Source organism: Caballeronia sp. TF1N1, from assembly GCF_022878925.1.
Taxonomy (GTDB): Bacteria; Pseudomonadota; Gammaproteobacteria; order Burkholderiales; family Burkholderiaceae; genus Caballeronia.
Genome location: NZ_CP084626.1, coordinates 1,616,688 through 1,640,059 on the forward strand (window position 1 = coordinate 1,616,688; position 23,372 = coordinate 1,640,059).

At 62.5% G+C, this 23,372-nt stretch carries 20 protein-coding genes; 1 reads left to right on the top strand and 19 read right to left on the bottom strand.

What is annotated here, in order from left to right; genetic code table 11:
- Positions 1–3: 3 nt before the first annotated feature.
- Both LDZ28_RS07515 and LDZ28_RS07520 read right to left on the bottom strand, forming a co-directional pair.
- The gene (locus LDZ28_RS07515; protein ID WP_244825322.1) at positions 4–225 is read right to left on the bottom strand and encodes a DUF465 domain-containing protein; all 222 of its coding nucleotides are present in this window, start codon (positions 223–225) and stop codon (positions 4–6) included.
- Positions 226–269: 44 nt separating this feature from the next.
- On the bottom strand, positions 270–1,130 hold the full coding sequence (locus tag LDZ28_RS07520; RefSeq protein WP_244825323.1) for a colicin transporter: 861 nt from the start codon (positions 1,128–1,130) through the stop codon (positions 270–272).
- Between the two features lie 265 nt (positions 1,131–1,395).
- Between LDZ28_RS07520 and LDZ28_RS07525 the strand changes: the two genes are divergently transcribed.
- Entirely contained in the window at positions 1,396–3,744 is a 2,349-nt protein-coding gene (locus LDZ28_RS07525; protein WP_244825324.1) for a Tex family protein, read from the top strand.
- A 71-nt stretch (positions 3,745–3,815) separates the two neighbouring features.
- On the opposite strand, the gene LDZ28_RS07530 is transcribed toward LDZ28_RS07525, so the two are convergent.
- The 17 genes from LDZ28_RS07530 to ndk all read right to left on the bottom strand — a co-directional run bounded on the left by LDZ28_RS07530 (position 3,816) and on the right by ndk (position 23,366).
- Positions 3,816–5,708: a potassium transporter Kup gene (locus LDZ28_RS07530; RefSeq protein WP_244825325.1), complete on the bottom strand. Its 1,893-nt coding sequence runs from the start codon at positions 5,706–5,708 to the stop codon at positions 3,816–3,818.
- A 279-nt stretch (positions 5,709–5,987) separates the two neighbouring features.
- Complete coding sequence (locus tag LDZ28_RS07535) at positions 5,988–6,548, bottom strand: phosphoribosyltransferase (protein WP_244825326.1); 561 nt, start codon at positions 6,546–6,548, stop codon at positions 5,988–5,990.
- A 104-nt stretch (positions 6,549–6,652) separates the two neighbouring features.
- Entirely contained in the window at positions 6,653–7,999 is a 1,347-nt protein-coding gene (locus LDZ28_RS07540) for an adenylosuccinate synthase (protein ID WP_244825327.1), read from the bottom strand.
- A gap of 130 nt (positions 8,000–8,129) precedes the next feature.
- A complete protein-coding gene (locus LDZ28_RS07545; protein ID WP_244825328.1) occupies positions 8,130–9,281 on the bottom strand; it encodes an ATP phosphoribosyltransferase regulatory subunit in 1,152 nt (383 codons plus the stop codon).
- Positions 9,282–9,378: 97 nt separating this feature from the next.
- On the bottom strand, positions 9,379–9,564 hold the full coding sequence (locus LDZ28_RS07550) for a DUF2065 domain-containing protein (RefSeq protein ID WP_244825329.1): 186 nt from the start codon (positions 9,562–9,564) through the stop codon (positions 9,379–9,381).
- A gap of 54 nt (positions 9,565–9,618) precedes the next feature.
- Positions 9,619–10,524, bottom strand: a complete 906-nt coding sequence (hflC, locus tag LDZ28_RS07555) for a protease modulator HflC (RefSeq protein ID WP_244825330.1) — start codon at positions 10,522–10,524, stop codon at positions 9,619–9,621.
- Between the two features lie 13 nt (positions 10,525–10,537).
- Complete coding sequence (gene hflK, locus LDZ28_RS07560; RefSeq protein WP_244825331.1) at positions 10,538–11,947, bottom strand: FtsH protease activity modulator HflK; 1,410 nt, start codon at positions 11,945–11,947, stop codon at positions 10,538–10,540.
- Between the two features lie 83 nt (positions 11,948–12,030).
- On the bottom strand, positions 12,031–13,296 hold the full coding sequence (gene hflX / locus LDZ28_RS07565) for a GTPase HflX (RefSeq protein WP_244825332.1): 1,266 nt from the start codon (positions 13,294–13,296) through the stop codon (positions 12,031–12,033).
- Between the two features lie 83 nt (positions 13,297–13,379).
- Positions 13,380–13,616 carry an RNA chaperone Hfq gene (gene hfq, locus LDZ28_RS07570; protein ID WP_006999489.1) on the bottom strand — a complete coding sequence of 79 codons (237 nt, stop codon included), beginning with the start codon at positions 13,614–13,616 and terminating at the stop codon, positions 13,380–13,382.
- A gap of 149 nt (positions 13,617–13,765) precedes the next feature.
- Positions 13,766–15,106: a ribosome biogenesis GTPase Der gene (gene der, locus LDZ28_RS07575; protein ID WP_244825333.1), complete on the bottom strand. Its 1,341-nt coding sequence runs from the start codon at positions 15,104–15,106 to the stop codon at positions 13,766–13,768.
- Between the two features lie 410 nt (positions 15,107–15,516).
- Positions 15,517–16,662: an outer membrane protein assembly factor BamB gene (gene bamB, locus LDZ28_RS07580; RefSeq protein WP_244825334.1), complete on the bottom strand. Its 1,146-nt coding sequence runs from the start codon at positions 16,660–16,662 to the stop codon at positions 15,517–15,519.
- Positions 16,663–16,790: 128 nt separating this feature from the next.
- Positions 16,791–17,420: a tetratricopeptide repeat protein gene (locus LDZ28_RS07585; RefSeq protein ID WP_244825335.1), complete on the bottom strand. Its 630-nt coding sequence runs from the start codon at positions 17,418–17,420 to the stop codon at positions 16,791–16,793.
- Positions 17,421–17,531: 111 nt separating this feature from the next.
- Positions 17,532–18,872 carry a histidine--tRNA ligase gene (hisS, locus tag LDZ28_RS07590; RefSeq protein ID WP_244825336.1) on the bottom strand — a complete coding sequence of 447 codons (1,341 nt, stop codon included), beginning with the start codon at positions 18,870–18,872 and terminating at the stop codon, positions 17,532–17,534.
- Between the two features lie 6 nt (positions 18,873–18,878).
- Positions 18,879–20,207: a flavodoxin-dependent (E)-4-hydroxy-3-methylbut-2-enyl-diphosphate synthase gene (ispG, locus tag LDZ28_RS07595; protein ID WP_244825337.1), complete on the bottom strand. Its 1,329-nt coding sequence runs from the start codon at positions 20,205–20,207 to the stop codon at positions 18,879–18,881.
- A 150-nt stretch (positions 20,208–20,357) separates the two neighbouring features.
- Positions 20,358–21,446, bottom strand: coding sequence for a helix-turn-helix domain-containing protein (locus LDZ28_RS07600; protein ID WP_244825338.1), 1,089 nt, complete (start codon positions 21,444–21,446; stop codon positions 20,358–20,360).
- 188 nt (positions 21,447–21,634) lie between these two features.
- Positions 21,635–22,777, bottom strand: coding sequence for a 23S rRNA (adenine(2503)-C(2))-methyltransferase RlmN (gene rlmN / locus LDZ28_RS07605; RefSeq protein ID WP_244825339.1), 1,143 nt, complete (start codon positions 22,775–22,777; stop codon positions 21,635–21,637).
- Positions 22,778–22,940: 163 nt separating this feature from the next.
- Complete coding sequence (ndk, locus tag LDZ28_RS07610; protein ID WP_244825340.1) at positions 22,941–23,366, bottom strand: nucleoside-diphosphate kinase; 426 nt, start codon at positions 23,364–23,366, stop codon at positions 22,941–22,943.
- Positions 23,367–23,372 lie beyond the last annotated feature (6 nt).

Consider the following 23,372-nt stretch of genomic DNA (forward strand, 5'->3'; position numbering starts at 1 on the left):
GCTTCAATGCGCGTCGCCGTCGAGCTGCAGTTGCAGCAGAAGTATGGTGTCTTTCACCTTGAGCTTGCGCTTTTTCAAGCGCCTGAGCTCGAGGTCGTCGATACCGCCCATCTTGTCGATGAGCGTGGACAAGCCGTGATGCTCTTCCTGCAATTGCGTGATGCGATCGCGGAGCACGGTGGCATCCACGGCGGGTTGTCGGGGTGCGTTCAAGCGCTGCTGCATGCTCGCCTCCTTTCATCCTCATCGCCCGGGCGGTGCCTTGGGCGTCACTTACCTGGTTGCTGCTGTTGTTGCTGTTGCTGCTGTTGCGCCTGCTGGGCTTGCTGTGCCTTTTCCTGCTGCTTGCGCGCGGCTTCTTTCTGACGCGCCTCGACTTCCGCGCGATGCTGCGCGGCATCGCGTTGTTTCTGTTCGTAACGGTCCGCCTTCTGCTCGCGGTCCTGCGCGTCCTGCACGCCGCGTGCGCGCGCTTCCTCGAGTTGCCGCTGATAGTCCGCCTGCTTGCGGTCGTACGCGGCCTGATTGGCCGCGCGCTGCGGCGCCTCGGCCTGACGTTGCGCGGCGGACAGCGCGTTCTGACGCTGCTTTTCCTCGTAGGACTGCTGGCTCGACTTTTCGCTGGCGGCGCGTTGCGGCGCTTCCGCATCGTATTGTGCCTGCTTGAGCGCGGTCTGTTCGTCGCGCTGCTTCGTGCGCTCGGCGCGTTGTTCGTCGTCGAGAGCGAGCTGCTGCTGGCGAATCTGCTTGCGCTCTTCACGCATGGCCGTGCGCGCGTTGTCGAGACAGTGGTTCACGAAGAACTTGCCGTAGCAGTCGTGTTCCTTGACGCCGTATGCGTAGTCGTTCTGCGCGGTGCGTTTGTCGAGCGCCTTTTGCCGGCGCGCGTTGTCGGCCTTGAGCGCGTCTTCGGCGCTCGGTTCGGCACTGACCATGGCGGATGAGGCATCGCCGAGCGGCGTGGCGCGCACCGACGTGGTGGGGTCGATGCCCTTGGGCGTCTGCGCAATGGCATTCGGCGCGAGAACGAGCGTGCACAGAAACGCGCACGCGGCGCAGATGGACGCGAGCGGGGAAAGGCGAAGTTTGGGCAAATGAATGGACGGCAACGTGATAAAGACCCGATGCATTAAGCGATGCAACGACAGACGCAATGCAGCCTGCGCGATGCCGAAATTCTATCACCGTGAACCGGAGCCCTTCTCCATTTATGGCAAAATCCCCCGCTCAAGCAACCCGGCCGCAACCGGCAGCACGCCCGCTTTGCGAGGCGCAAGAAGTAGTCAGCGCGCACCAAGCGGGACACAGGGCGTAAAGCGCGCAACGCGTCGCACGAGATGCGCGCCCTGCGTCTTGCCATTGCACAAGGCCAGCAGAGAGCAGACAGCGCAGACCATGACGCAAACCGTAGCACTCAAGATCGTACAGCGCATTGCCACCGAGCTTACCGTGCAGCCGCGCCAGGTGGCCGCCGCCGTGCAGCTTCTGGATGAAGGCTCGACTGTCCCGTTCATCGCCCGGTATCGCAAGGAAGTGACCGGCAATCTCGACGACACGCAACTGCGCACGCTCGAAGAACGCCTCCTGTATTTGCGCGAACTCGAAGACCGGCGCGCCACGATTCTTTCTAGCATCGACGAGCAAGGCAAGCTCACCGACGAACTGCGTACATCGATCGAAGGCGCGGACAGCAAGCAGGTGCTGGAAGACCTGTATCTGCCGTATAAGCCGAAGCGCCGCACGCGCGCGCAGATTGCTCGCGAAGCCGGCCTGGAACCGCTTGCACAGGCGCTCCTCGCCGACCCGACGCTCGATCCGCAGAGCGAAGCCGCGAAGTTCGTCGATACCGAAAAAGGCGTCGCCGATACCAAGGCCGCGCTCGACGGCGCACGCGATATCCTGTCCGAGCAGTTCGGCGAAACGGCCGAGATTCTCGGTAAGCTGCGCGAGCACCTGTTCAACCAGGGGCTTGTCATGTCGACCGTGGTCGAGGGCAAGCAAGGCGAGGAAGGCGAAAAATTCCGCGACTACTACGACTACAGCGAAACCATCCGCACGGTGCCATCGCATCGCGCGCTCGCGCTGTTCCGTGGCCGTAACGCGGGCGTCCTGAGCGTGAAACTCGGGCTCGGCGAGGAACTCGACGCACAAACGCCGCATCCGGGCGAAGTGATGATCGCGCAGCACGTGGGCATCGCCAATCGCGGCCGCGCGGGCGACAAATGGCTCGCCGACGTGTGCCGCTGGTGCTGGCGCGTCAAGGTGCAGCCGCATATCGAAAACGAACTGCTCACCAAGTTGCGCGAGGAAGCCGAGCACGAAGCCATTCGCGTGTTCGCGCGCAATCTGAAGGACTTGCTGCTCGCCGCGCCCGCCGGCCCGAAAGCCGTGATTGGCCTCGATCCGGGTCTGCGCACCGGCGTGAAAGTCGCCGTCGTCGATCGCACGGGCAAGGTGCTGGCCACCGACACCATCTATCCGCACGAGCCGCGCCGCGATTGGGACGGTTCGCTCGCGAAGCTCGCGCGCATTGCCAAGGCGACGCAGGCAGAGCTCATTTCCATCGGCAATGGCACGGCATCGCGCGAAACCGACAAGCTCGCGAGCGAGCTCATCGCGAAGCATCCCGAACTCAAGCTGCAGAAGATCGTCGTGTCCGAAGCGGGCGCGTCGGTGTATTCGGCTTCCGAACTCGCGGCGAAGGAATTTCCGGACCTCGATGTTTCACTGCGCGGCGCGGTTTCCATCGCGCGCCGTCTGCAGGACCCGCTCGCGGAACTCGTCAAGATCGACCCGAAAGCGATCGGCGTCGGCCAGTACCAGCACGACGTGAATCAGCGCGAACTCGCACGCTCGCTCGATGCGGTCGTCGAAGATTGCGTGAACGCCGTCGGCGTCGATGCCAACACGGCTTCGGTCGCGCTGCTTGCGCGCGTATCCGGTTTGAACGCGACGCTTGCACGCAATATCGTCGATTATCGCGATGCCAACGGGCCGTTTGCGTCGCGCGAGAACTTGAAGAAGGTGCCGCGTCTCGGCGACAAGACGTTCGAGCAAGCCGCGGGTTTTCTGCGCATCAACAACGGCGAGAATCCGCTGGATCGCTCGTCGGTGCACCCGGAAGCGTATCCGGTCGTCGAGCGCATTCTCGCGAAAATAAAAAAGCATGTCGGCGATGTGCTCGGCAAGCGTGAAGCGCTCACCGGCCTCTCGCCCACCGAATTCGTCGATGACCGCTTCGGTCTGCCGACCGTGCGCGACATCCTCGCCGAATTGGAAAAGCCGGGCCGCGATCCGCGTCCGGAGTTCAAGACGGCGACGTTCCGCGAAGGCATCGAGAAGATCGCGGATCTCGAACCCGGCATGGTGCTCGAAGGCGTGGTGACGAACGTCGCGGCGTTCGGCGCGTTTGTCGATATCGGCGTGCATCAGGACGGACTCGTGCACGTTTCCGCGCTGTCGACGAAGTTCATCAAGGACCCGCATGAAGTCGTGAAGGCAGGCCAGGTCGTCAAGGTGAAGGTGCTCGAAACGGATGTGAAGCGGCAGCGCATCTCGCTGACCATGCGTCTCGACGATGACTTCGCGCCGGCAGCGGCAGGCAGCGGCGCGCCTTCGCAACCGCGTGCAGGCCAGCAGGACCGGCGCGCGGGCGGCGGGCGCGATGCGCGTTCGAACAATCAGCGCCGCGAGCCGGAACCGGGTGGCGCAATGGCCGCTGCTTTCGCCAAGCTCAAACGCTGACAGCCGGCACGCTTCAAACAAAAACCCACGCTTTGCGGCGTGGGTTTTTTGTTTCCGGGAGCAAGCGCTCGTCAGATTTCGATCTTCGTGCCCAGCTCCACGACGCGATTGGCCGGAATGCTGAAGAAGTCCGTCGGCTTCGCGGCGTTCTGATGCATCCACGCGAACACGCGCTCGCGCCACACCGACATGCCCGGCAACTCGGTCGGCACCACGGTTTCACGCGCCATGAAGAACGACGTGTCCATGAGTTCGAACGTCATTGCGTGCGTGCGCGTGATCTGTTCGAGCACGGCTTTCACGTCCGGCGTTTCATTGAAGCCATACGCGGCCTTCACGAGAAAGAGCCCGCCGCCAACGTCCTTCACTTCCATGCGATGCGCGCCATCCACGTACGGAATATCGCGCGTGATGAAGTTCAGGAAAATGGTGCGCTCGTGCAGCACCTTGTTGTGCTTCAGGTTGTGCAGAAGACTCACGGGCACGAGCGAATCGCTGCCTGTCAGGTAGATCGCCGTACCCGACACGCGATGCGGCGGATGCGCGAGCAGCCCTTGCAGGAACGGCATGAGCGGAATACCGTCGGCGGCCGTGCGATCCTTCACGATCATGCGGCCTTTGTACCAGGTCATCAGCAGGAAGAAGAGTATTCCGCCGATGCACAGCGGCAGCCAGCCGCCCTGTCCGATCTTCAACAGACTCGCGCCGAAGAAGCCGATGTCGATCGTGAGCAGCACCGCGATCAACGCGCCGACGAGCCAGCGGTTCCAGCCCCAGAGATTGACCATCACCACCGAGAGCAGGATGGTCGTGACGAGCATGGTCGCGGTCACGGCCAGTCCATAAGCCGCCGCCAGATTCTCCGAACTCTTGAAGCCCACCACGATGCACAGAATGATGAAGAGCAGCATCCAGTTGACGAGCGGAATATAGATCTGCCCGATCGCCAGTTCCGACGTATGCAGGATCTTCATGCGCGGCACGTAACCGAGCTGAATAGCCTGACTCGTCAGCGAATACGCGCCCGAAATCACTGCCTGCGATGCAATCACCGTGGCGACGGTGGAAAGGATCACGAGCGGGAGCAAGGCCCAGTCTGGCGCCAGCAAGAAGAACGGACTCTCGATGGCCGACGGCGTATGCATGAGCAACGCGCCCTGCCCGAAGTAATTCAGCAGAAGCGACGGCATGACGAGCGCGTACCAGCCGCAGCGAATGGGCTTCGCGCCGAAGTGGCCCATATCGGCATAGAGCGCTTCCGCGCCGGTCAGCACCAGCACGACGGAGCCGAGCACGATATACGCCTGCAACACGTGCGAGGCCATGAAGGAGATTGCATAGTACGGGTTGAGTGCGACCAGCACGCCCGGTGCGAGCACGATGTGATAAGCGCCCAGCACGGCGAGCGTGATGAACCACACCAGCATGATCGGGCCGAACAGCTTGCCGACCACTGCCGTGCCATGGCGCTGAATCCAGAACAGCAGGACCAGGATGACCATGGTGATCGGCAGCACGTAAGGCGACAGCTTCGGTGCGGCGAGTTCCAGCCCTTCCACCGCCGAGATGACCGACATGGCGGGCGTGATGACCGCATCGCCATAGAACATGCAGGCGCCGAAGATGCCTAGCATCAGCAGCACGCCCGACATGCGGCCCGGCTCCTTCACGCTGCGCAGCGCGAGCGTCATCATGGCGAACACGCCGCCTTCGCCGTTATTGTCGGCGCGCATGACGAAGAGCACGTACTTGACCGCGACCACCATGACGATGGCCCAGAAGAGCAAGGAGATGACGCCGAGAATGGACGCCTCGGAAAGCGCGATGCCGTGCGACGGGCTGAAGGCTTCCTTCAGGGAATAGAGCGGACTCGTACCGATGTCGCCAAAGACGACGCCAATGGCGGCGAGCGCAAGAGATGGCAAAGGCTGTTTATGCTCTTGCGCGTGAGTCATGTTAGTCATAAAAGCGAGATGTCCGTCCAGGGCGGAAAGAAACGAACGCCATTCTATCTAACGTCGCGTGCAAAAACGCTGCCTCTCGTATTGCCCGATTGCCCGGCAACACGCGTGTGTGAGTTTAGCATCGCGTTTCGTGCGCGTCGGCTGAACGATTCAGGGCGCTTGGCTGCATCTGTGAAATTAGGTGACCCAAAGCAAAAACGCCGTTGCGCCCGGCATGAAGCGGTACGAACGGCGTCTTGCCCGTTATCGGGCAGCAAGAACGAGGCGACGAAGTGGTGCTCACTCGCGGCTGTTCTGCAGGCCCCGCTTGATCCAGGCGCCGAGATTGTGCGGCCGTACCGTGTCCCACTCCTCGAACGGTTGATGAATCCACGGATTGGTTTCGAGAAACTGCACGTGGTAGTCGGGCGTAACCTTCGAGCACGCCTTGTACCAGAGCACGGCCGAGCGCACCGCCGTAATGGCCGGATAGCGCTCCTTCAGATGCTCCTGCACGCGCGCGAGCGTAACGCCTGAGTCGACCAGATCGTCCACCAGCAAGACGTTGCCGGACAACTCGCCGCGCGTCATGGTGATGTACTGCGCGATGTCGAGATCGCCCTGCTCCGTGCCCGCGGCTTCGCGATACGAACTCGTTGCGAGAATGGCGAGCGGCAAGTCGTAAATGCGCGAAAGTTGGTCGCCGACGCGCAGCCCGCCGCGCGCCAGACACAGGATCTTGTCGAACTTCCAGCCTGAGTCGTGTACTTTGAGCGCGAGGACTTCGATCAACCGGTGATATTCATCCCAGTTGACCCAGAGATTTTTGTCGTCGTTGCGCGGGTCCGTCATCGCGATCATGGTAAGACTCTTTCAAATACGTACTACGGGTTATATATGAAATGTGGCCGCAAGGTAGCGGCCACATTCTTTACAGCGTCCGGCTCAGGTTGAAACGCTCGCGCTCAGACCTTGAACGGATGACGCAACAGGATGGTTTCATCGCGGTCCGGTCCGGTCGACACCATGTCGATGGGCACGCCGGCAACTTCCTGCACGCGCACGAGATAAGCACGCGCGTTCTCGGGCAGACTGTCCCATTGCGTGATGCCGATGGTGCTTTCCTTCCAGCCGCCGAAGGTCTCGTAGACCGGTTCGCAACGCGCCACTTCCGAGGCGCCGCGCGGCAGGATATCGACCTCTTTGCCGTCGAGTTTATAGCCTACGCACAGCTTCACTTCCTCGAGACCGTCGAGCACGTCGAGCTTGGTGATGCACAGCCCCGAAATACCGTTGATCTGAATGGAGCGGCGCAGCGCGGCGGCGTCGAGCCAGCCCGTGCGGCGCGGACGACCCGTGACCGAGCCGAATTCCTTGCCGACGGTCGCCAGGTTCAAGCCCACCTGGTCCTGACGTTGCGCGTTGTCGGCATCGTACAGTTCGCTCGGAAACGGGCCCGAACCGACGCGCGTGCAATACGCCTTGGTGATGCCGAGAATGTAGTTGAGCCGTTGCGGACCGATACCCGCGCCCGAAGTCGCCGCACCCGCGACGCAGTTGCTCGACGTGACGAACGGGTAAGTGCCGTGATCGACATCGAGCAGCGTGCCTTGCGCACCTTCGAACAACAGATTGCGGCCAGCGTGGTTTTCGTCGTACAGACGGCGCGAGACGTCCGTAACCATGGGTTCGAGACGCGGCGCGTAACCGAGCATGGTGTCGAGCGTTTGCTGGTAGTCCACTTCGGCCGCGCCCAGATACTTGCTCAGCACGAAGTTGTGGAAGTCCAGCACTTCGCGCAGACGTTCGGAAAACACCGGCACGTCGAAGAGGTCCTGCACGCGCAGCCCGCGACGGCCGACCTTGTCTTCGTATGCCGGACCGATACCACGCCCCGTGGTGCCGATCTTGCCCGCGCCGCGACGCGCTTCGCGCGCCTGATCGATCGCGACGTGATACGGAAGAATGAGCGTGGCGGCTTCGGAAATGAACAAGCGTTTCTGAACGTCGATGCCCGCGGCTTCGAGCTCGTCGATTTCCTTGAACAAAGCTTCCGGAGACAACACGACGCCATTGCCGACATAGCAGGCCGTGCCCGCGCGCATGATGCCCGAAGGGATGAGGCGCAGAATGGTTTTCTTGCCGCCGATGATGAGCGTGTGGCCGGCGTTATGACCGCCCTGGAAGCGCACGACGCCCTGGGCGTGGTCCGTCAGCCAGTCGACGATCTTGCCCTTGCCCTCATCACCCCACTGGGTGCCCACCACGACGACGTTGCGCCCCGGGTTCACATTCACTGCACTGGCAGACATGTTGATTCGTTAGCTGGTTAAAAACGTATTTTACCTATGTTCGCCACAGGTTCCGAATTTTTCGGGATACGTCGGGGTTAGGAAATCGGCATCCATTTGTATGACGCGCGGCTCACTTCATGCGCCGCGCTTAGGCGCGCGCTTCGACGATCCATTGGCCGTCGCGCTCGATAAGTACGCGGTCGAAGGCGAATTCGTCGAGATCGTGTTCGTGACCCGGCAGCGCCTGAATGACCACTTCGCCGGCATCGCGCAATGCGGCGACGGCGGCACGCAGCGTGTCTTCGTGCTTCCACGGTGCGAGGATCGCGCTGCCGCGGGCATCGACGGGAGAAATACGCGCGACTTCACGCAGGTCCAGCGAAAAGCCCGTTGCCGGGCGCGCACGTCCGTAGGCGAGCCCGACATCGTCGTAGCGGCCGCCATGCGCAACCGCGTTGGGCACGCCGTCGACATAGGCGGAGAACATCACGCCGCTGTGATACGCGTAGCCGCGCAAATCGGCGAGATCGATCATGAGTTCGGCCCCGTCGACCTGGCTTGCGAGAAACGCGAGATCGTCGAGCGCACGCGCGATGACCGGCAGATTCGGCAGACGGCCGCGCGCGGTTTCGAGCACCGAGGCGTCGCCGTAGAGCGTAGGCAGCGCGCGCAACGCTTCGCGCGGCACCTGGCCGAGATGCGCCGTGAGTTCGTTGATAAGCGGCACATCCTTGCTCGCGAGCGCCTCATAGAGCGCTTCGCCAAGCGATGCAGCCGCCGGTTCCAGTTCCAGCAACGCGGCGAGCACGCCCGCGTGGCACAGATCCAGACGCACTTTCGTGAGACCCGCGAGATGCAGCGAATCGAGCATCAGTTGCTGGATTTCGAGGTCCGCTTCGAGCCCCGCGTGGCCGTAGATTTCCGCGCCGATCTGAATCTGCTCGCGCGTCGCGTGCAGGCCGCGCGGACGCGTGTGCAGCACGTTGCCCGCATAGCACAGACGCGTCACGCCATGCCGGTTCAGGAGATGCGCGTCGATGCGCGAGACCTGCGGCGTGATGTCCGCGCGCAAGCCGAGCGTGCGCCCGGACATCTGATCGACGAGTTTGAAGGTGCGCAGGTTCAGATCGCTGCCGCCGCTCGTCAGAAGCGATTCGAGATATTCGAGCATCGGCGGCATCACGAGCTCGTAACCGTATGAACGGAAACGATCGAGCAGACGGCGTCGCAACTCTTCGATCTTGCGGGCTTCCGACGGCAAGACGTCGGCGATATTCTCGGGAAGTAACCAGGTGGACATCGATACGTTTCCTACGGGGCGCGCGGCGCGGCGTGACGCGGCGCGCTTTGACGAACGGATTTAAACAAGATAGGCCAATTGGCGCATCACGGTGTGCTCACGTTGCGATGAGCAGCAGGATGAGCCCGAGCACCATCGCGATCAGTCCGCCAATGCGGATGTGATGCGTCGGGCGCTCCGCGATGCGGCGAAAGGTATCGCGCCACGCGGTCGGAAAAACGAAGGGAAACATTCCTTCGATGATCAGCATCAACGCAAGTGCGAGCAGTAACGTCTCGGCCATGTTCCAAGGGAGAAAGGCGAAAGCGCGAACGGATCGCGCTTTCGCGGGGCACGATCAGCGCTTGGCCGTGGCAGCCGCGGAAGAAACATCCGCGCTGCCGCCGTTCGGGCCGCGCATGAAGCGGAAGAAATCGCTGCTCGGGTCGACCACCATCACGTCGCCCGGCTTGAAGGTCTTCTTATACGCTTCGAGGCTCTGATAGAACTGGTAGAACTGCGGATCGCGTCCGTAGGCGTCCGCCGCTATGGCTGCCGCCTTGCTGTCTCCTTCGCCCTTGATGGACTGTGCCTGACTGTATGCATCGGCGAGAATCGCCTGTTGTTCGCGCTGGGCGTCCGCCTTGATCTTGTCGGCGTCCGCCGTGCCCTTCGCGCGCTCGATGGCGGCGGCCTGCTGACGCGCCGCGATCATGCGTTTGTAGACGGAGTCGGCTACCACGGACGGAAAGTCGATACGCGTCATCTGTAAATCCACGAGCTGCACGCCGAAGGCCGCCGCCGCGTCTTCCACCGACTTCTGCGCTTCGCTTGCGAGCGTTTGCTGGCTGCCGAGCGCGTCCGTGAGCGAACGCTTCGCGAACGCACTGGCGAGCGACGTGCGCGCGAGCCCGACGATGCGCTCCTGCGCGGTCTGCGTGTTCTTCTCGTTGCTCTCGAACAGTTTGAGCGGATCGGCCACGCGATACTTGATGACGGTATTCACCAGCACGTCGTTCTTGTCCGACGTGGCGAAGCGGTCCGCGCCCGCTTCGTCGATGGTGAGCGTGCGGGTATCGACGAGCGTGAGCGTCTGGAACGGCGCGGGCAGCTTGAAATGCAGGCCCGGGCCGTCGAGTTTCGGTTCGCCGTCACCGTGGGAAGCCACGACGGCAGCATGCCGTTCGTCGACCGTGAAGATCATCGATGAACCGATGAACAGCACGATCACGACAGCGACCACAAGCGCAATGATTCGATTCATGTTCTCGCGCTCCTTATTGCAGGTCGTCTTGACGATTGCGCGAGCGGAAAGCATCGCGGGAGCGCAACGGGTCGCTTGCACTGCTTGCGGCACTGGCCGCGCTGGCCGCACTGGCTGCAGTCGTCGCGCTGGCCGCGCCGTTGGCCGGCGCGCTCAACACGGCCGGCGACGACGCCACGCCCGGCGCACGCGCCTGTGCGCCATCGCCAGCGGGCGCGCTTGCGGCTGCGGCGGCACTGGCGGCATCGGCTTCTTTCACCTGCTGACGATTCGCCTCGACGAGCTTGTCCAGCGGCAGATACACCACGTTATTGCCTGCCTTGCTGTCCACGAAGACCTTCGTGGTACGCGAATAGATTTGCTGCATCGTGTCCAGGTACATGCGTTGACGAACGACCGCGGGCGCTTTCGAGTATTGCTCGTAGACCTGCTTGAAGCGCTCGGCGTCGCCCTGTGCTTCGGTTACCTGGCGATTGCCGTAGGCCGTGGCTTCGTCGACGAGACGCGCCGCGTCGGCTTTCGCACGCGGCAGCAGCTGATCGGCATAGGCTTGCGCGGTGTCGCGAGCGCGCTCGTTGTCCTGACGCACGCGCGAAGCTTCCTCGAATGCCGCCTGCACTTGCGTCGGCACCTGCACGCTTTGCACGGTCACGCCCGTCACCTGCAAACCGGTGCGGTAGAGATCGAGCGAGCGCTGGATAGATTCAGTTAGACGCGCGCGCAACGCCTCGCGATCCTTGTAGAGCATGTCGTCCGTGCTGATGGACCCGGCGATCTCGCGGACTGCCGCCTGCGACGCCTGCGTGACGCTCTGGTCGGGATCGAGATTGCGGAACAGGAAGTCGGTCGGCGACTTGATCTGATATTGCACGGCGAAGCGCACGTCGACGATATCGGCGTCGTTCGTCAGAACCGAGGCATCGCGCACGTTGCCTTGCGCGAGCGCGGTGCCGCGACCCACTTCGACCGAGCGGACCTGCGAGATGTCGACGATATCGTGCGACTGAAACGGATACGGCAGGCGCCAGTGAATGCCTTGCGCCACCGTTTGCCGATATTTGCCGAACTGCGATACCACGCCGACGTGACCGTCCTGTACGACGAACACGCCGCTGCCGAGATAGATGGCGATCAGCACGCCAATGACGATGCCAAGCCCGATGCGCGTGCCGCGGCCGTTCTCGCGCGGTGCGCCGCCGTTGGGCTTGCGTCCGAACAGACCGGCGATGCGACGGTTGAAGTCGCGCCACATCTCGTCGAGATCGGGCGGGCCTTCGTCCTTGCCGTTCGGGCGCTTGCCGTCTTGCGGACGCTTCGAGTCGTTCTTCACGCCGTTGCCTTCGCCCCGCCCCCAGCGCGGATCGTTGATCGAAAAGGCGGCATGCATGCGCTGCCTGTTAGTCCGCTCGTTGTAGTCGTTCACTCGGTGATTCACCATTAGACAGCCGGGGGTAGACATCCAGACAGATAAGCCCGGGCGATGCAATCCGGAGTTCCGCGAGCCGATCAGTGACCGTGCTCGGAAACCTTGTGGTCACGTTGTTCGGTCAGCCGGTGGTCTTCCGGCTGCGCGTTCGTGTCGTGTGTTTCGTTTGACCCGGACAGCGGGGATTGCGTTGCATCGGACTCGAGTTGCGGCGCTTCGATTTCAGCGAGCACGCTCGGTAAGGCCTCTTCGCTTTCGTCCGTTTCCGCAGCAGCGATTTCGGCGATGGCAGCGCGCAGCGCATCGAGCCCCTGGCCCGAGCGTGCACTCAAAAAGACGCGCGAAATATTACCATACTCGTCCCTTTCAACCGCTTCGCCACGGGCCGCCAGCTCAGGCACCGCGTCGATCTTGTTGAAGACGAGAACCTGCCGGATGGAATCCGCGCCGATGCCGCGCAATACCTCGTTCACCTGATCGATCTGATCGAGGCGCACGGCGCTCGATGCATCGACCACATGCAGCAGCAAGTCTGCGTGGATGGTTTCCTCGAGCGTGGCGCGAAAGGCCGCGACGAGCTGGTGAGGCAATTCGCGGATGAACCCGACCGTGTCCGATACCACCACGTGCCCCGCTTCCTCGCCGAGATAGACGCGACGCGAGGTTGTGTCGAGCGTGGCGAAAAGCTGGTCGGCGGCGTACGCCTGCGCCTTCGTGAGCGCATTGAACAGCGTGGACTTGCCGGCGTTGGTATAGCCGACGAGGGAGACCGACATCGTGCGATTACGCGTGCGCTGACGACGCTGCGTACCATGCTGACGGCGCAACTTCTCGAGCCGGGTCTTGAGCGCCTTGATACGCTCACCGATCAGCCGGCGGTCCGTTTCGAGCTGCGTTTCGCCCGGACCGCGCAGGCCAATACCGCCCTTTTGCCGTTCCAGGTGAGTCCACGCGCGAATGAGCCGTGTCGACAGATACTGCAGCTGTGCGAGTTCGACCTGCAATTTGCCTTCGTGGCTGCGGGCGCGCTGCGCAAAGATGTCGAGGATGAGGCTCGTGCGGTCCACCACGCGGCGGTCGAGCGCGAGTTCGAGATTGCGCTGCTGCGCGGGCGCGAGTGCGTGATTGAAGATGACGAGTTCGACGTCGTTCGCTTCGCAAGAAAGGCGCAGTTCTTCAACCTTGCCGCTGCCAATGAACATCTTGGCGTCCGGAGCCGAACGGCGGCCGGTTAGCGTGACGGCGGGATGGGCGCCTGCACTTTGTGCGAGCAGGCTGAGTTCTTCCAGACTGGCTTCGAAATCGATCTTGCCGAAGTCGATGCCGACGAGCGCTGCATTGATCAAATTGATATTTTTCGGTTTTTGAAGCGACCGGCGAATTGTTTGATGTTCGCTTTTTTTTAAAACAGCGCCGGTCGCGACGAGGTTTAGGACGATTCAGCGTCCGGGTGGAAATTCACCGGACGGGCCGGCACGACGGTGGAAATGGCGTGCTTGTAGACCATCTGTGTGACCGTATTTCGGAGCAACACGACATACTGGTCGAACGATTCGATGTTTCCTTGAAGCTTGATGCCGTTGACCAAATAGATCGACACCGGCACGTGCTCTTTACGCAGCGCGTTCAAAAACGGGTCTTGTAACAATTGCCCTTTGTTGCTCATAGCAAACTCCGTGTTTTTTTGCAGGTTGGATGTATTGTCGGCGAAGAAAAAGAGATCCGCCGACAATCGCTACACTATAGCTGATTTTCGTTTCCGCACCAGCCTGGCCAAATGGCCGACCGGCCTGAAACGCTTGACTCACGCGGCTTTCAGCCTTTGTCCGCGTATGGGTTATGGCTCGACCGGAACTCTATGCGCAGTGGCGTCCCGACCAATCCGAAAGTTTCTCGGAAGCGCCCTTCCAGATAGCGTTTATAAGTCTCGGTAATGGCGTCGAGCGCATTGCCGTGCACCACGATGATCGGCGGATTTTGTCCACCCTGGTGTGCATAACGCAGCTTCGGACGAACCGGACCGCGACGGCGCGGCTGCTGAAACTCCACCGCGTCGATGAGCGCGCGCGTGAGCTTCGGTGTCGGCAACTTGGCCATGGCGGCGGCGTAGGCTTCATCGACAGACTTCATCAATGGGCTGATGCCGCTCTTCTCCAGCGCCGAGACGTAGTGAAATTTAGCAAAGTCCAAAAACTTGAGCTTGCGGGTGAGATCCGCCTTCGTGCGTTCGCGCACATGCGAATCCAGACCGTCCCACTTGTTCACGCCGACCACGAGCGCGCGGCCCTGTTCGACCACGAAGCCCGCGATGTGCGCGTCCTGATCCGAGATGTCTTGCTGGGCGTCGAGCAAAAGGATCACGACGTTGGCATCGGAAATTGACTGCAAGGTCTTCACCACCGAAAACTTCTCGATGGCCTCGAACACCTTGCCGCGACGACGCAAGCCCGCCGTGTCGATAAGCGTGTATTTGCGGCCTTGTCGCTCGAAATCAATATAGATCGAATCGCGCGTGGTGCCGGGCATGTCGAACGCGATCACGCGCTCCTCGCCGAGCAATGCGTTCACGAGCGTCGACTTGCCAACGTTCGGACGTCCGACGATGGCAATCTTCACGCCGTGCTGCGCCTTCTCTTCTTCGCTCTCCTCGGGCTGACCGGCATATGCGATGTCGAGCGCGTCGTTGATCATCTCGGTAACGCCGTCGCCGTGCGCAGCCGAGATCGCGCGCGGATCGCCGAGACCGAGTTCGTAGAAGTCGGACGCGACGGCCGAATACTTCATGCCCTCGGCCTTGTTCACGACGAGAAAAAGCGGTCGGCCGGTCTTGCGCAGATAGTCGGCAATCGCCTTGTCTTGCGGCGCGAGCCCGTTGCGTCCATCGACGATGAACACGACGATGTCTGCCTCTTCCACCGCCTGACGTGTCTGCCGGGCCATTGCGTGCAGGATGCCGTCTTTCGCGACCGGCTCGAAGCCGCCCGTATCCACGACGAGATACGGCCGCTCGCCGCCCACGCGGCCTTCGCCGTAATGGCGGTCGCGGGTGAGGCCGGGCAGATCGGCGACGAGTGCATCGCGCGAACGCGTCAGCCGGTTGAATAAGGTGGATTTCCCCACATTGGGGCGCCCGACGAGGGCAATCACGGGTTTCATCAGATGTTGTTCAAGGTTGAACGCAAGACGGCACACGAGGCGTGCGAACGAGACCTCTCGTTCCGCTCATGCCGCGCCACGGCTGCGCTTGTCGAAAATTAGCATGGATTCGGCTTGCGGCACGCGCGACGCGTCACGGCGTCAGTGTGTCAAGCCTGCGGCGCTGGGACGCCGCTGCGCCTCGTCAGAGGCAGTTTTGGCGCGCCGCCTTCGCGCGACGCGCTTTGATTCTTGCAGCCCACCGCGCGTTTTGCGTTCCGCTGGCAGGCTCCCGGGAGTGCGCGCGATTGCCGCGCCTCCTGCTTTCTCTTGCGGCCCGGTTCTGGCCGGACCTGCCGCGCGATCGGCTTCGAGCGCGCAATACCGCTCAATACCGCTCAATACCGCTCAATCAGACGATCACGCGCGTGTTAGTTGCTGGGACGGAAGCCGTAGATGCCGCCGTCGTGCGTCAGGACCACGAGCGTGTTGCCGGCGAGCACGGGCGGCGCGGTGATCGCGCTGCCGTCGGTCTTGGCGCGGCCGACGAGTTCGCCGTTATCCGCGCTCAGGAAGTGGACGTAACCTTCGAAGTCGCCAACAACGACCGCGCGACCGAGAATATACGGCACGCTGACCTGGCGGTTCTTCAGCTTGTCCGTCTTCCAGAGCTGCGAGCCGTCCGAGGTGCGGAATGCATTTACGACCGACCAGTCGTCGCCTGCTGCGACCAAGTCCGAATCCTGCGCAAGACCGCTGTCGGACGAGAAGCTCTTTTCCCAGTCCGGACGGCCGGAATTTGCATTGAAGCAGCCGATGCGGCCCTGGAACGTCACCGCGCAGCTCTGCGCGCCGACGAGTCCCGGCGCGCCGGTTACGTCGTTGATGCGCTCGACTTCGGTCACGCCCTTCGGATATGAAACCGGCGTTTGCCAGAAGGCATCGCCCGTTTGCAGGTTGATTGCCGCGAACGTGCCGCCCGGGAACCCAGCAAGCACGGCCTGATTGCCGGCGAAGGTCATGCCCGCCGCGACGCGCAGATTCAGCGGCACCGCGCGCAATTGGAAGACCCACTTTTGTTCGCCGGTCTGCGCGTTGAAGGCCACGACCTTGCCGTCGATGGTACGCACGATCACGAGGTCGTTGCCGACGAGCGGCGGAGAGATCAGTTCGCCCGGCGCGACCGCCGTCCACAACTGCTTGCCGTCCGGTCCGAGCACGTAGACCGAGCCCTTCAGACCGCCGACCGCCGTCAGATTGCCGTCGCTGCCGACGCCCGCCGACAGATCGTCCTTGAGCTTGATGCGCCAGACATCCTGACCCGTTTTCGCGTCGATCTTCACGACCGAGCCGTTCTCGCCCGCGGCAAAAATTGCGTCGCCCACGGCAACCGGCGCGAACAGATAGCGGCCTGCCTTGCCGACGCTCGCCTTCCACGCCTGGGAGACGTTGAGCACCGGCTTGAACTCGACGAGCGGTGTCGGCACGCGGCGTTCATCCTTGGTGGATGAGCAAGCCGCGAGCAAGGCGGTCATCGCGCAGGCAAACGGCACGGCGTAGCGTTTCAAAAAAGTCATCGGTGGACGCAACATGAATTATCGGATTCGGTTGATCGGCGCCCGGCCGCGCCTTCGCCTTCAAGGCGTTGCGCGGCCGGGCGGCCTGATTGTTATATGGCTCGGTCGATTGCGGCGGCGCGCGCTCTTCAGCCGCCGAGCGCGTCGAGCTTGAACTGGACCAGTTGCCGCGCGGAGGTATCGTTCGCGGGCAGCGCACCGAGCGCCAGCTTGTAGGATGCGCGGGCGTCGTCGCGCTTGCCTTGCGCCGCAAGCAGATCGCCGCGACGGTCCGCGATCACACCCTTGTAGGCGTCGAGCGGCGCATCCGCGAGCAGCTTCAGACCCGCGTCGTAATTTTTCTCGTCGAGCAGCACCAGCGCGAGACGCAACTTCGCGACTTGCTTGTACTCGTCGTCCTTCGCGTGATCGATGGCCCATTGCAGTTGCGCTTTCGTGCCGGCGGTATCGCCCGCCGTGTAAAGCGACTTGGCCGCGGTGAGCGCGCTCATCTGAGCGTAGGCCGTGCTGCCGAACTTGTCTTCCATGTCCGTCGCAATACGGCTCACCATTTTCTGATCATTGCCGGTAACGGCCTGCTGAAGCTGGTCGTACAGCACGGAAGCCTCGGCCGCCTGATGACGCTGCCAGTAATTCCAGCCGTTGTATCCGGCTGCGATTAAAAGCGCCACGAGGATGATCCACGTCGTGGAATTACCCCACTTGGCCCACCAGGCTTTCAAACTTTCCAGTGATTCTTCTTCGTCGTGATAGCTCATCGTCCAGCTATTCCTTCCTGCGTTTCATTGCACTTCGAGTGCCGTGCGCGATGCCGGACAGTTCACTCATCCAGCGCGATGCCCACGGCCATTGCCCGCGTGTCGGGCCGCCTAGTCTTCGGCGGATGCCACCATCGCATTGATTAGGTATTCGGTCAAGTCTTCCGCCGGAACGTTGACCTGCTCGTTCTTTTGCGCGTCCGACGTTTCGGCGCCCGTGCGGCGCAGCGGCTTTACGCCGATCGTGCCCTGCGCGAGTTCGTCTTCGCCCAGCACGACGGCAAAAGCCGCGCCGCTCGCATCGGCTTTCTTCATCTGTGACTTGAAGCTGGCAGGCGCGCCGTCCGGGCTGCAATGCAGGATCACGTCGAGGCCCGTGTCGCGCAGACGCTCTGCCACGATGAACGCCTGCTCGGCGGCAGCTTCTCCCTGATGCACTACGTAGACGTCCGTACCTTCCGCTTCCGGCACGAGATTCTCTTCCTTCAGCAACTCGAGGATACGCTCGACGCCCATCGCCCAGCCGCACGCGGCCGTGGGCTTGCCGCCAAGTTGCTCGATGAGCGGGTCGTACCGGCCGCCGCCCGCCACCGTGCCTTGCGCGCCGAGCTTGTCGGTCACCCACTCGAACACGGTGAGGTTGTAATAGTCGAGACCGCGCACGAGACGCGGATTGATCTTGAACGGAATGTTGTTGGCCTTCAGCAGCCTTTGCACGCCCTCGAAATGCTTGCGCGATTCTTCGCCCAGGAAGTCGGTGAGCTTCGGCGCGTTCTGCGCGATTTCCTGCAGCGCGGGATTCTTCGTGTCGAGCACGCGCAGCGGGTTGGTGTAGAGACGGCGTTTGGCTTCTTCGTCGAGCGCGTCGACGTGCTGCTCCAGATACGCGATCAGTTCCTTGCGGTGCGCCGCGCGCTCGTCAGGCTGGCCGAGTGAATTCAGTTCCAGGCGAATGCCGGTCAACCCAAGGTCGTCCCACAGGCGCTGACACATCATGATGATTTCGGCGTCCGTGTCCGGTCCCGCGAAACCGAGTGCTTCCACGCCGACCTGATGGAACTGGCGATACCGCCCGCGCTGCGGACGTTCGTGACGGAACATCGGGCCGATGTACCACAGGCGCTTCGGGCCGTCGTACAGCAAGTTGTGTTCGATGCTCGCGCGCACCACCGCCGCCGTGTTTTCGGGCCGCATGGTGAGATGTTCGCCGTTGAGCGAATCGGTGAAGCTGTACATCTCTTTTTCGACGATATCCGTCACTTCGCCGATCCCGCGCGTGAACAACTGCGTATGCTCGATGATCGGCGTGCGAATGTTCTGATAGCCGTATGCGCGCAGCATCGACTTCACCGTGGATTCGAAGAAGTCCCACAACGCGGCATCCTGCGGGAGGATGTCGTTCATGCCCTTGACGCCGGTCAGCTTGCCGAGCCGTTTCTTCTGTTCAGTCATCTGTCTTTAAAGTGTTGCCGCGGACGTTTCTTCGCGCTTGCCGGTTTCTTGCCCGTAGGTGCGCTCGACGTAGTCGCTGACGATTTGCTGGAATTCCTCCGCGATACGCTCGCCACGCAAGGTCTTCACCTTCACGCCGTCGATAAACACGGGCGCGGCGGGATTTTCGCCCGAGCCCGGCAAACTAATGCCGATGTTCGCGTGTTTCGATTCGCCCGGCCCGTTGACGATGCAGCCCATCACCGCGACGTGCATCTTCTCGACGCCGGGAAACTGGTCGCGCCACACGGGCATGGAGTTGCGCAAATAGCTTTGGATCTGCGACGCGAGTTCCTGGAACAGCGTGCTGGTCGTGCGCCCGCAGCCGGGACATGCAATGACCATTGGCGTAAAGGAACGCAGGCCCATGGTCTGGAGGATTTCCTGGCCAACGACCACTTCGCCCGTGCGCGCGCCGCCTGGCTCGGGCGTCAGCGAAATACGGATGGTGTCGCCGATGCCTTCCTGCAGCAGCAACGACAGCGCCGCCGTCGAAGCGACGATACCCTTCGAGCCCATGCCCGCCTCGGTCAGGCCGAGATGCAGCGCGAAGCTGCAACGTTTAGCGAGTTCGCGATAAACGGCGACCAGATCCTGCACGCCGCTCACCTTGCACGACAGGATGATCTTGTCGCGACCGAGGCCGAGTTCGACCGCGCGTTCCGCCGAGCCGACCGCCGACTGGATCAGCGCTTCATACATCACGCTTTGCAGTTCCCACGGCGCCGAGCGCGCGGCGTTTTCGTCCATCATGCGCGCGAGCAGGTCCTGGTCGAGACTGCCCCAGTTCACGCCGATGCGCACCGGTTTGTCGTACTTGATCGCGGCTTCGATCATCTGCGCGAATTGCGTGTCGCGCTTTGCGCCCTGTCCGACGTTGCCGGGATTGATGCGGTACTTCGACAGCGCTTCGGCGCATGCCGGATGATCGCGCAACAGCAGATGCCCGTTGTAATGGAAGTCGCCGACGAGCGGCACGGACACGCCCATGCGGTCGAGCTGATCGCGGATGTGCGGAACTTCCGCCGCCGCTTCCGGCGTATTCACCGTGATGCGCACGAGTTCGGAACCCGCCTGCGCCAGTTCCTTGATCTGGATGGCGGTTCCGATGGCGTCGGCGGTGTCGGTGTTGGTCATCGACTGCACGCGCACCGGTGAGTCGCCGCCGATGGTGACGAGCTGACCGCCCCAGCGCACGTCCACCGCATGCGATGCACGACGCTTCGACGAGCCGCCGAACACCGGTTCGGTCGAACAGATCTTGCTGCTAATCAGGGATTGAGCTTCGGATTGCATCGAAAAACCCTTTGGCCACCAGGCGCCGCGTGCAAGCGGCGCGACGGTGCGAATATGGAACCTTGAACGGGCATCACGGCAAAAGCCGGAATGCCCATGACTTGCACGCGCGCTGAACCTCCGACTCCGACACCGCTACGCGCCGCCCGTTCAGGGCAGCGTGAAGCGCGCGACGTTGCCGCGTGCGGAAACGTATTTCTTGGCGTCGACCGGCTGATCGTCAAACGAGATGGAATCGACGCTCTTCGCGTTGCCGACGGTCACCTTGAACGGCGCTTCGCCCTGCACGCGTTGCGTGCTTCCCGCGTGGACGAGACCGGAGAAAACCTCCTTGCCGTCCTTGCCGCGCACGCTGAACCAGCTATCTTCCTTCACTTTCAATTCGACTGCGCTCGCGCCCGTGCCGGCGACGACCGGCGCGGATGCGGCGGCGCCAGCGGCCGGCGCCTGCTTGGCTGCGGCCGACGCGCTTGCGCCCTGCAACGCCGCAATGGTCGACGACGAGGCCGGCAACGCGTTCGTGCCGAGCGGACGTGGCATCGGCTGTTCGCCGGGCGCGGCGGCCACTTCGGGCAGCGAGGCGGCTTCGCCGGTGTTCGCCGCGGCGGCTTCATCAGGCGTGGAAACGACGGATGCGGACACCGTGTCGCCCGGCGCGGCCGTGCCAGCGCCCGTGCTCGACTTGAGGCGCGCGAGCCACGCCGACGAATCGCCGCCGGTATGCCACATCACGAGCGCGGCCAGCACCACGACGACCGCCGCGATGCCCCAGAGCCACGAGCGTTTCTTGCCCGACGAACCACCGAGTGGCACCGACACGCGCTGTCGCGGCAGACCCGCACCCGCCGAAGCCGGCACCTTCAGATTTTGCCCGACCGCCGCGCCCTCGCGACGAAACGCCTGCGTGAAAGGCGCGGGATCGGTACCAAGAACCTTGGCGTAGCTACGCACGATACCCGCTGCGAACGTGCGATCGGGCAATTGACTGATGTCGCCCGCTTCCAGCGCGAGCAGCTTGTTCGGCGAGACCTTGAGACGCGCTGAAATGTCGTCGATCGACCATGACTTCGCGTGACGAAGCTGCGCGAGCCGCGCGCCGACGGCGGCAATCGAATCCAGAGGCCCCGTCTGGCTCGCGTTCGATGCCGCCCCGCCAGTGCCCGCCTGACTGTCATGCTCATTGACAGGAAGACCCCCGGTATGACTGCCAAAAGGCGTCGGGTGCTGCGGCTCACTCATCCCAATTTCCTCGCATCGATTCTTTTATATTGCGCGGCTAAGCCGGCGGATTGCATCAAAACGTGAACGATACAGCCCCGGCAATGTTGCAGACCGCTTTATAACAAAATGTTCGGCTTTGCGCGCCGGCCTGGCGCGACTTCCGTCTTTTCGGACTTTGTTTTTCTTCGCTGTACGGCGGCAATGCGTCAGACCGCGCGCACCTCGATCACCTTGCCTGGCGCGCGACCCATGCGTTCCACGAGGCGCGTGCGATCCTTCACCTCGCCCGCAAGCTGCCCGCAGGCTGCGTCGATGTCGTCGCCGCGCGTCTTGCGCACGGTGGTGACGATGCCCGCGTCCATCAAAACCTGCGCGAAGCGCTTGATCTGCTCGTTCTTCGAGCGAGTCAGACCTGATTCCGGGAACGGATTGAACGGAATGAGGTTGAATTTGCACGGCACGTCGCGCGTGACGGCCAGCAGTTCGCGCGCATGGGCTTCGGTGTCGTTGACGCCGTCGAGCATGCAGTATTCGAACGTGATGAAATCGCGCGGCGCTACCTTCAGATAGCGCTGGCACGCGGCCATCAATTCACGCAGCGGATACTTCTTGTTGAGCGGCACCAGCATGTCGCGCAGCGGGTCGTTCGGCGCGTGTAGCGACACGGCGAGCGCCACTGGCAGATCCGCGGCGAGGCGGTCCATCATGGGCACGACGCCGGAAGTGGATAGCGTCACGCGACGGCGCGACAGGCCATAGGCGTTGTCGTCGAGCATCAGACGCATGGCGGGCACGACGGCGTCGTAATTCAGCATGGGCTCGCCCATGCCCATCATCACGACATTGGTGATGACGCGCTCGCCCTTTCCCGGGCCGCCGACTTCGCGCCCGAGCGACTTGCGCAGCGCGAATTCGGCCATGCGCATCTGCCCGATGATCTCGCCAGTGGTCAGATTGCGGGAGAATCCCTGCTTGCCTGTGGAACAAAACCGGCAGTTCACCGCGCAGCCGGCCTGCGAGGACACGCACAACGTGCCGCGCGTTTCCTCGGGAATGAACACGGTTTCGACAGCGTTACCGTTGCCTACGTCGATCAGCCACTTGCGCGTGCCGTCGGTGGAAACGTGATCGCGAGAGATTTCGGGCATCGCCAAACTGGCGCGACCCTTGAGTTTTTCGCGCAGCGATTTCGCGAGGTCCGTCATGCCGTCGAAGTCGTCGACGCCATATTGGTGGATCCAGCGCTGCAATTGCTTGGCGCGAAACGGCTTCTCGCCCAGGCTGCCGCAATAAGCGACGAGCCCGGCGGCGTCGAGATCGAGAAGATTGACGGTGCTGCTGTTCGTCATGTCGAGTCCTGCCATTTCAGATTGCGAAGCTCGGGAGCTTTTGCCCGAGACCGTTCGCGCCAATTCCTGCATGTTCCAGCTTTTCAAGCGATGCCGGCGCGACAGCCGCATGATCCGGCGCACTGCCTCGAGGCGCGGACCGACGCGGCAACCAACGCGCGACTTAACGCGAGTAGACGTTCACTTGCGGGAAGAAGAACGCGATTTCTTGCGCTGCCGTTTCCGGAGCGTCGGAACCGTGCACTGCATTTGCATCGATGCTGTCCGCGAAATCAGCGCGGATCGTGCCCTTGTCTGCCTTCTTCGGATCGGTCGCGCCCATCAGGTCGCGGTTCTTGATGATCGCGCCTTCGCCTTCCAGCACTTGAATCTGCACCGGACCGGAGATCATGAATTCCACGAGGTCCTTGAAGAACGGGCGTGCAGCGTGCACTGCGTAGAACTTTTCCGCGTCCGCGCGCGACAGATGCACCATGCGCGAAGCAATGATCTTGAGTCCAGCACTCTCGAAACGGCTGTAGATTTGGCCGATAACATTCTTTGCCACTGCGTCCGGCTTGATAATCGACAGGGTGCGCTCGATTGCCATGAAAAA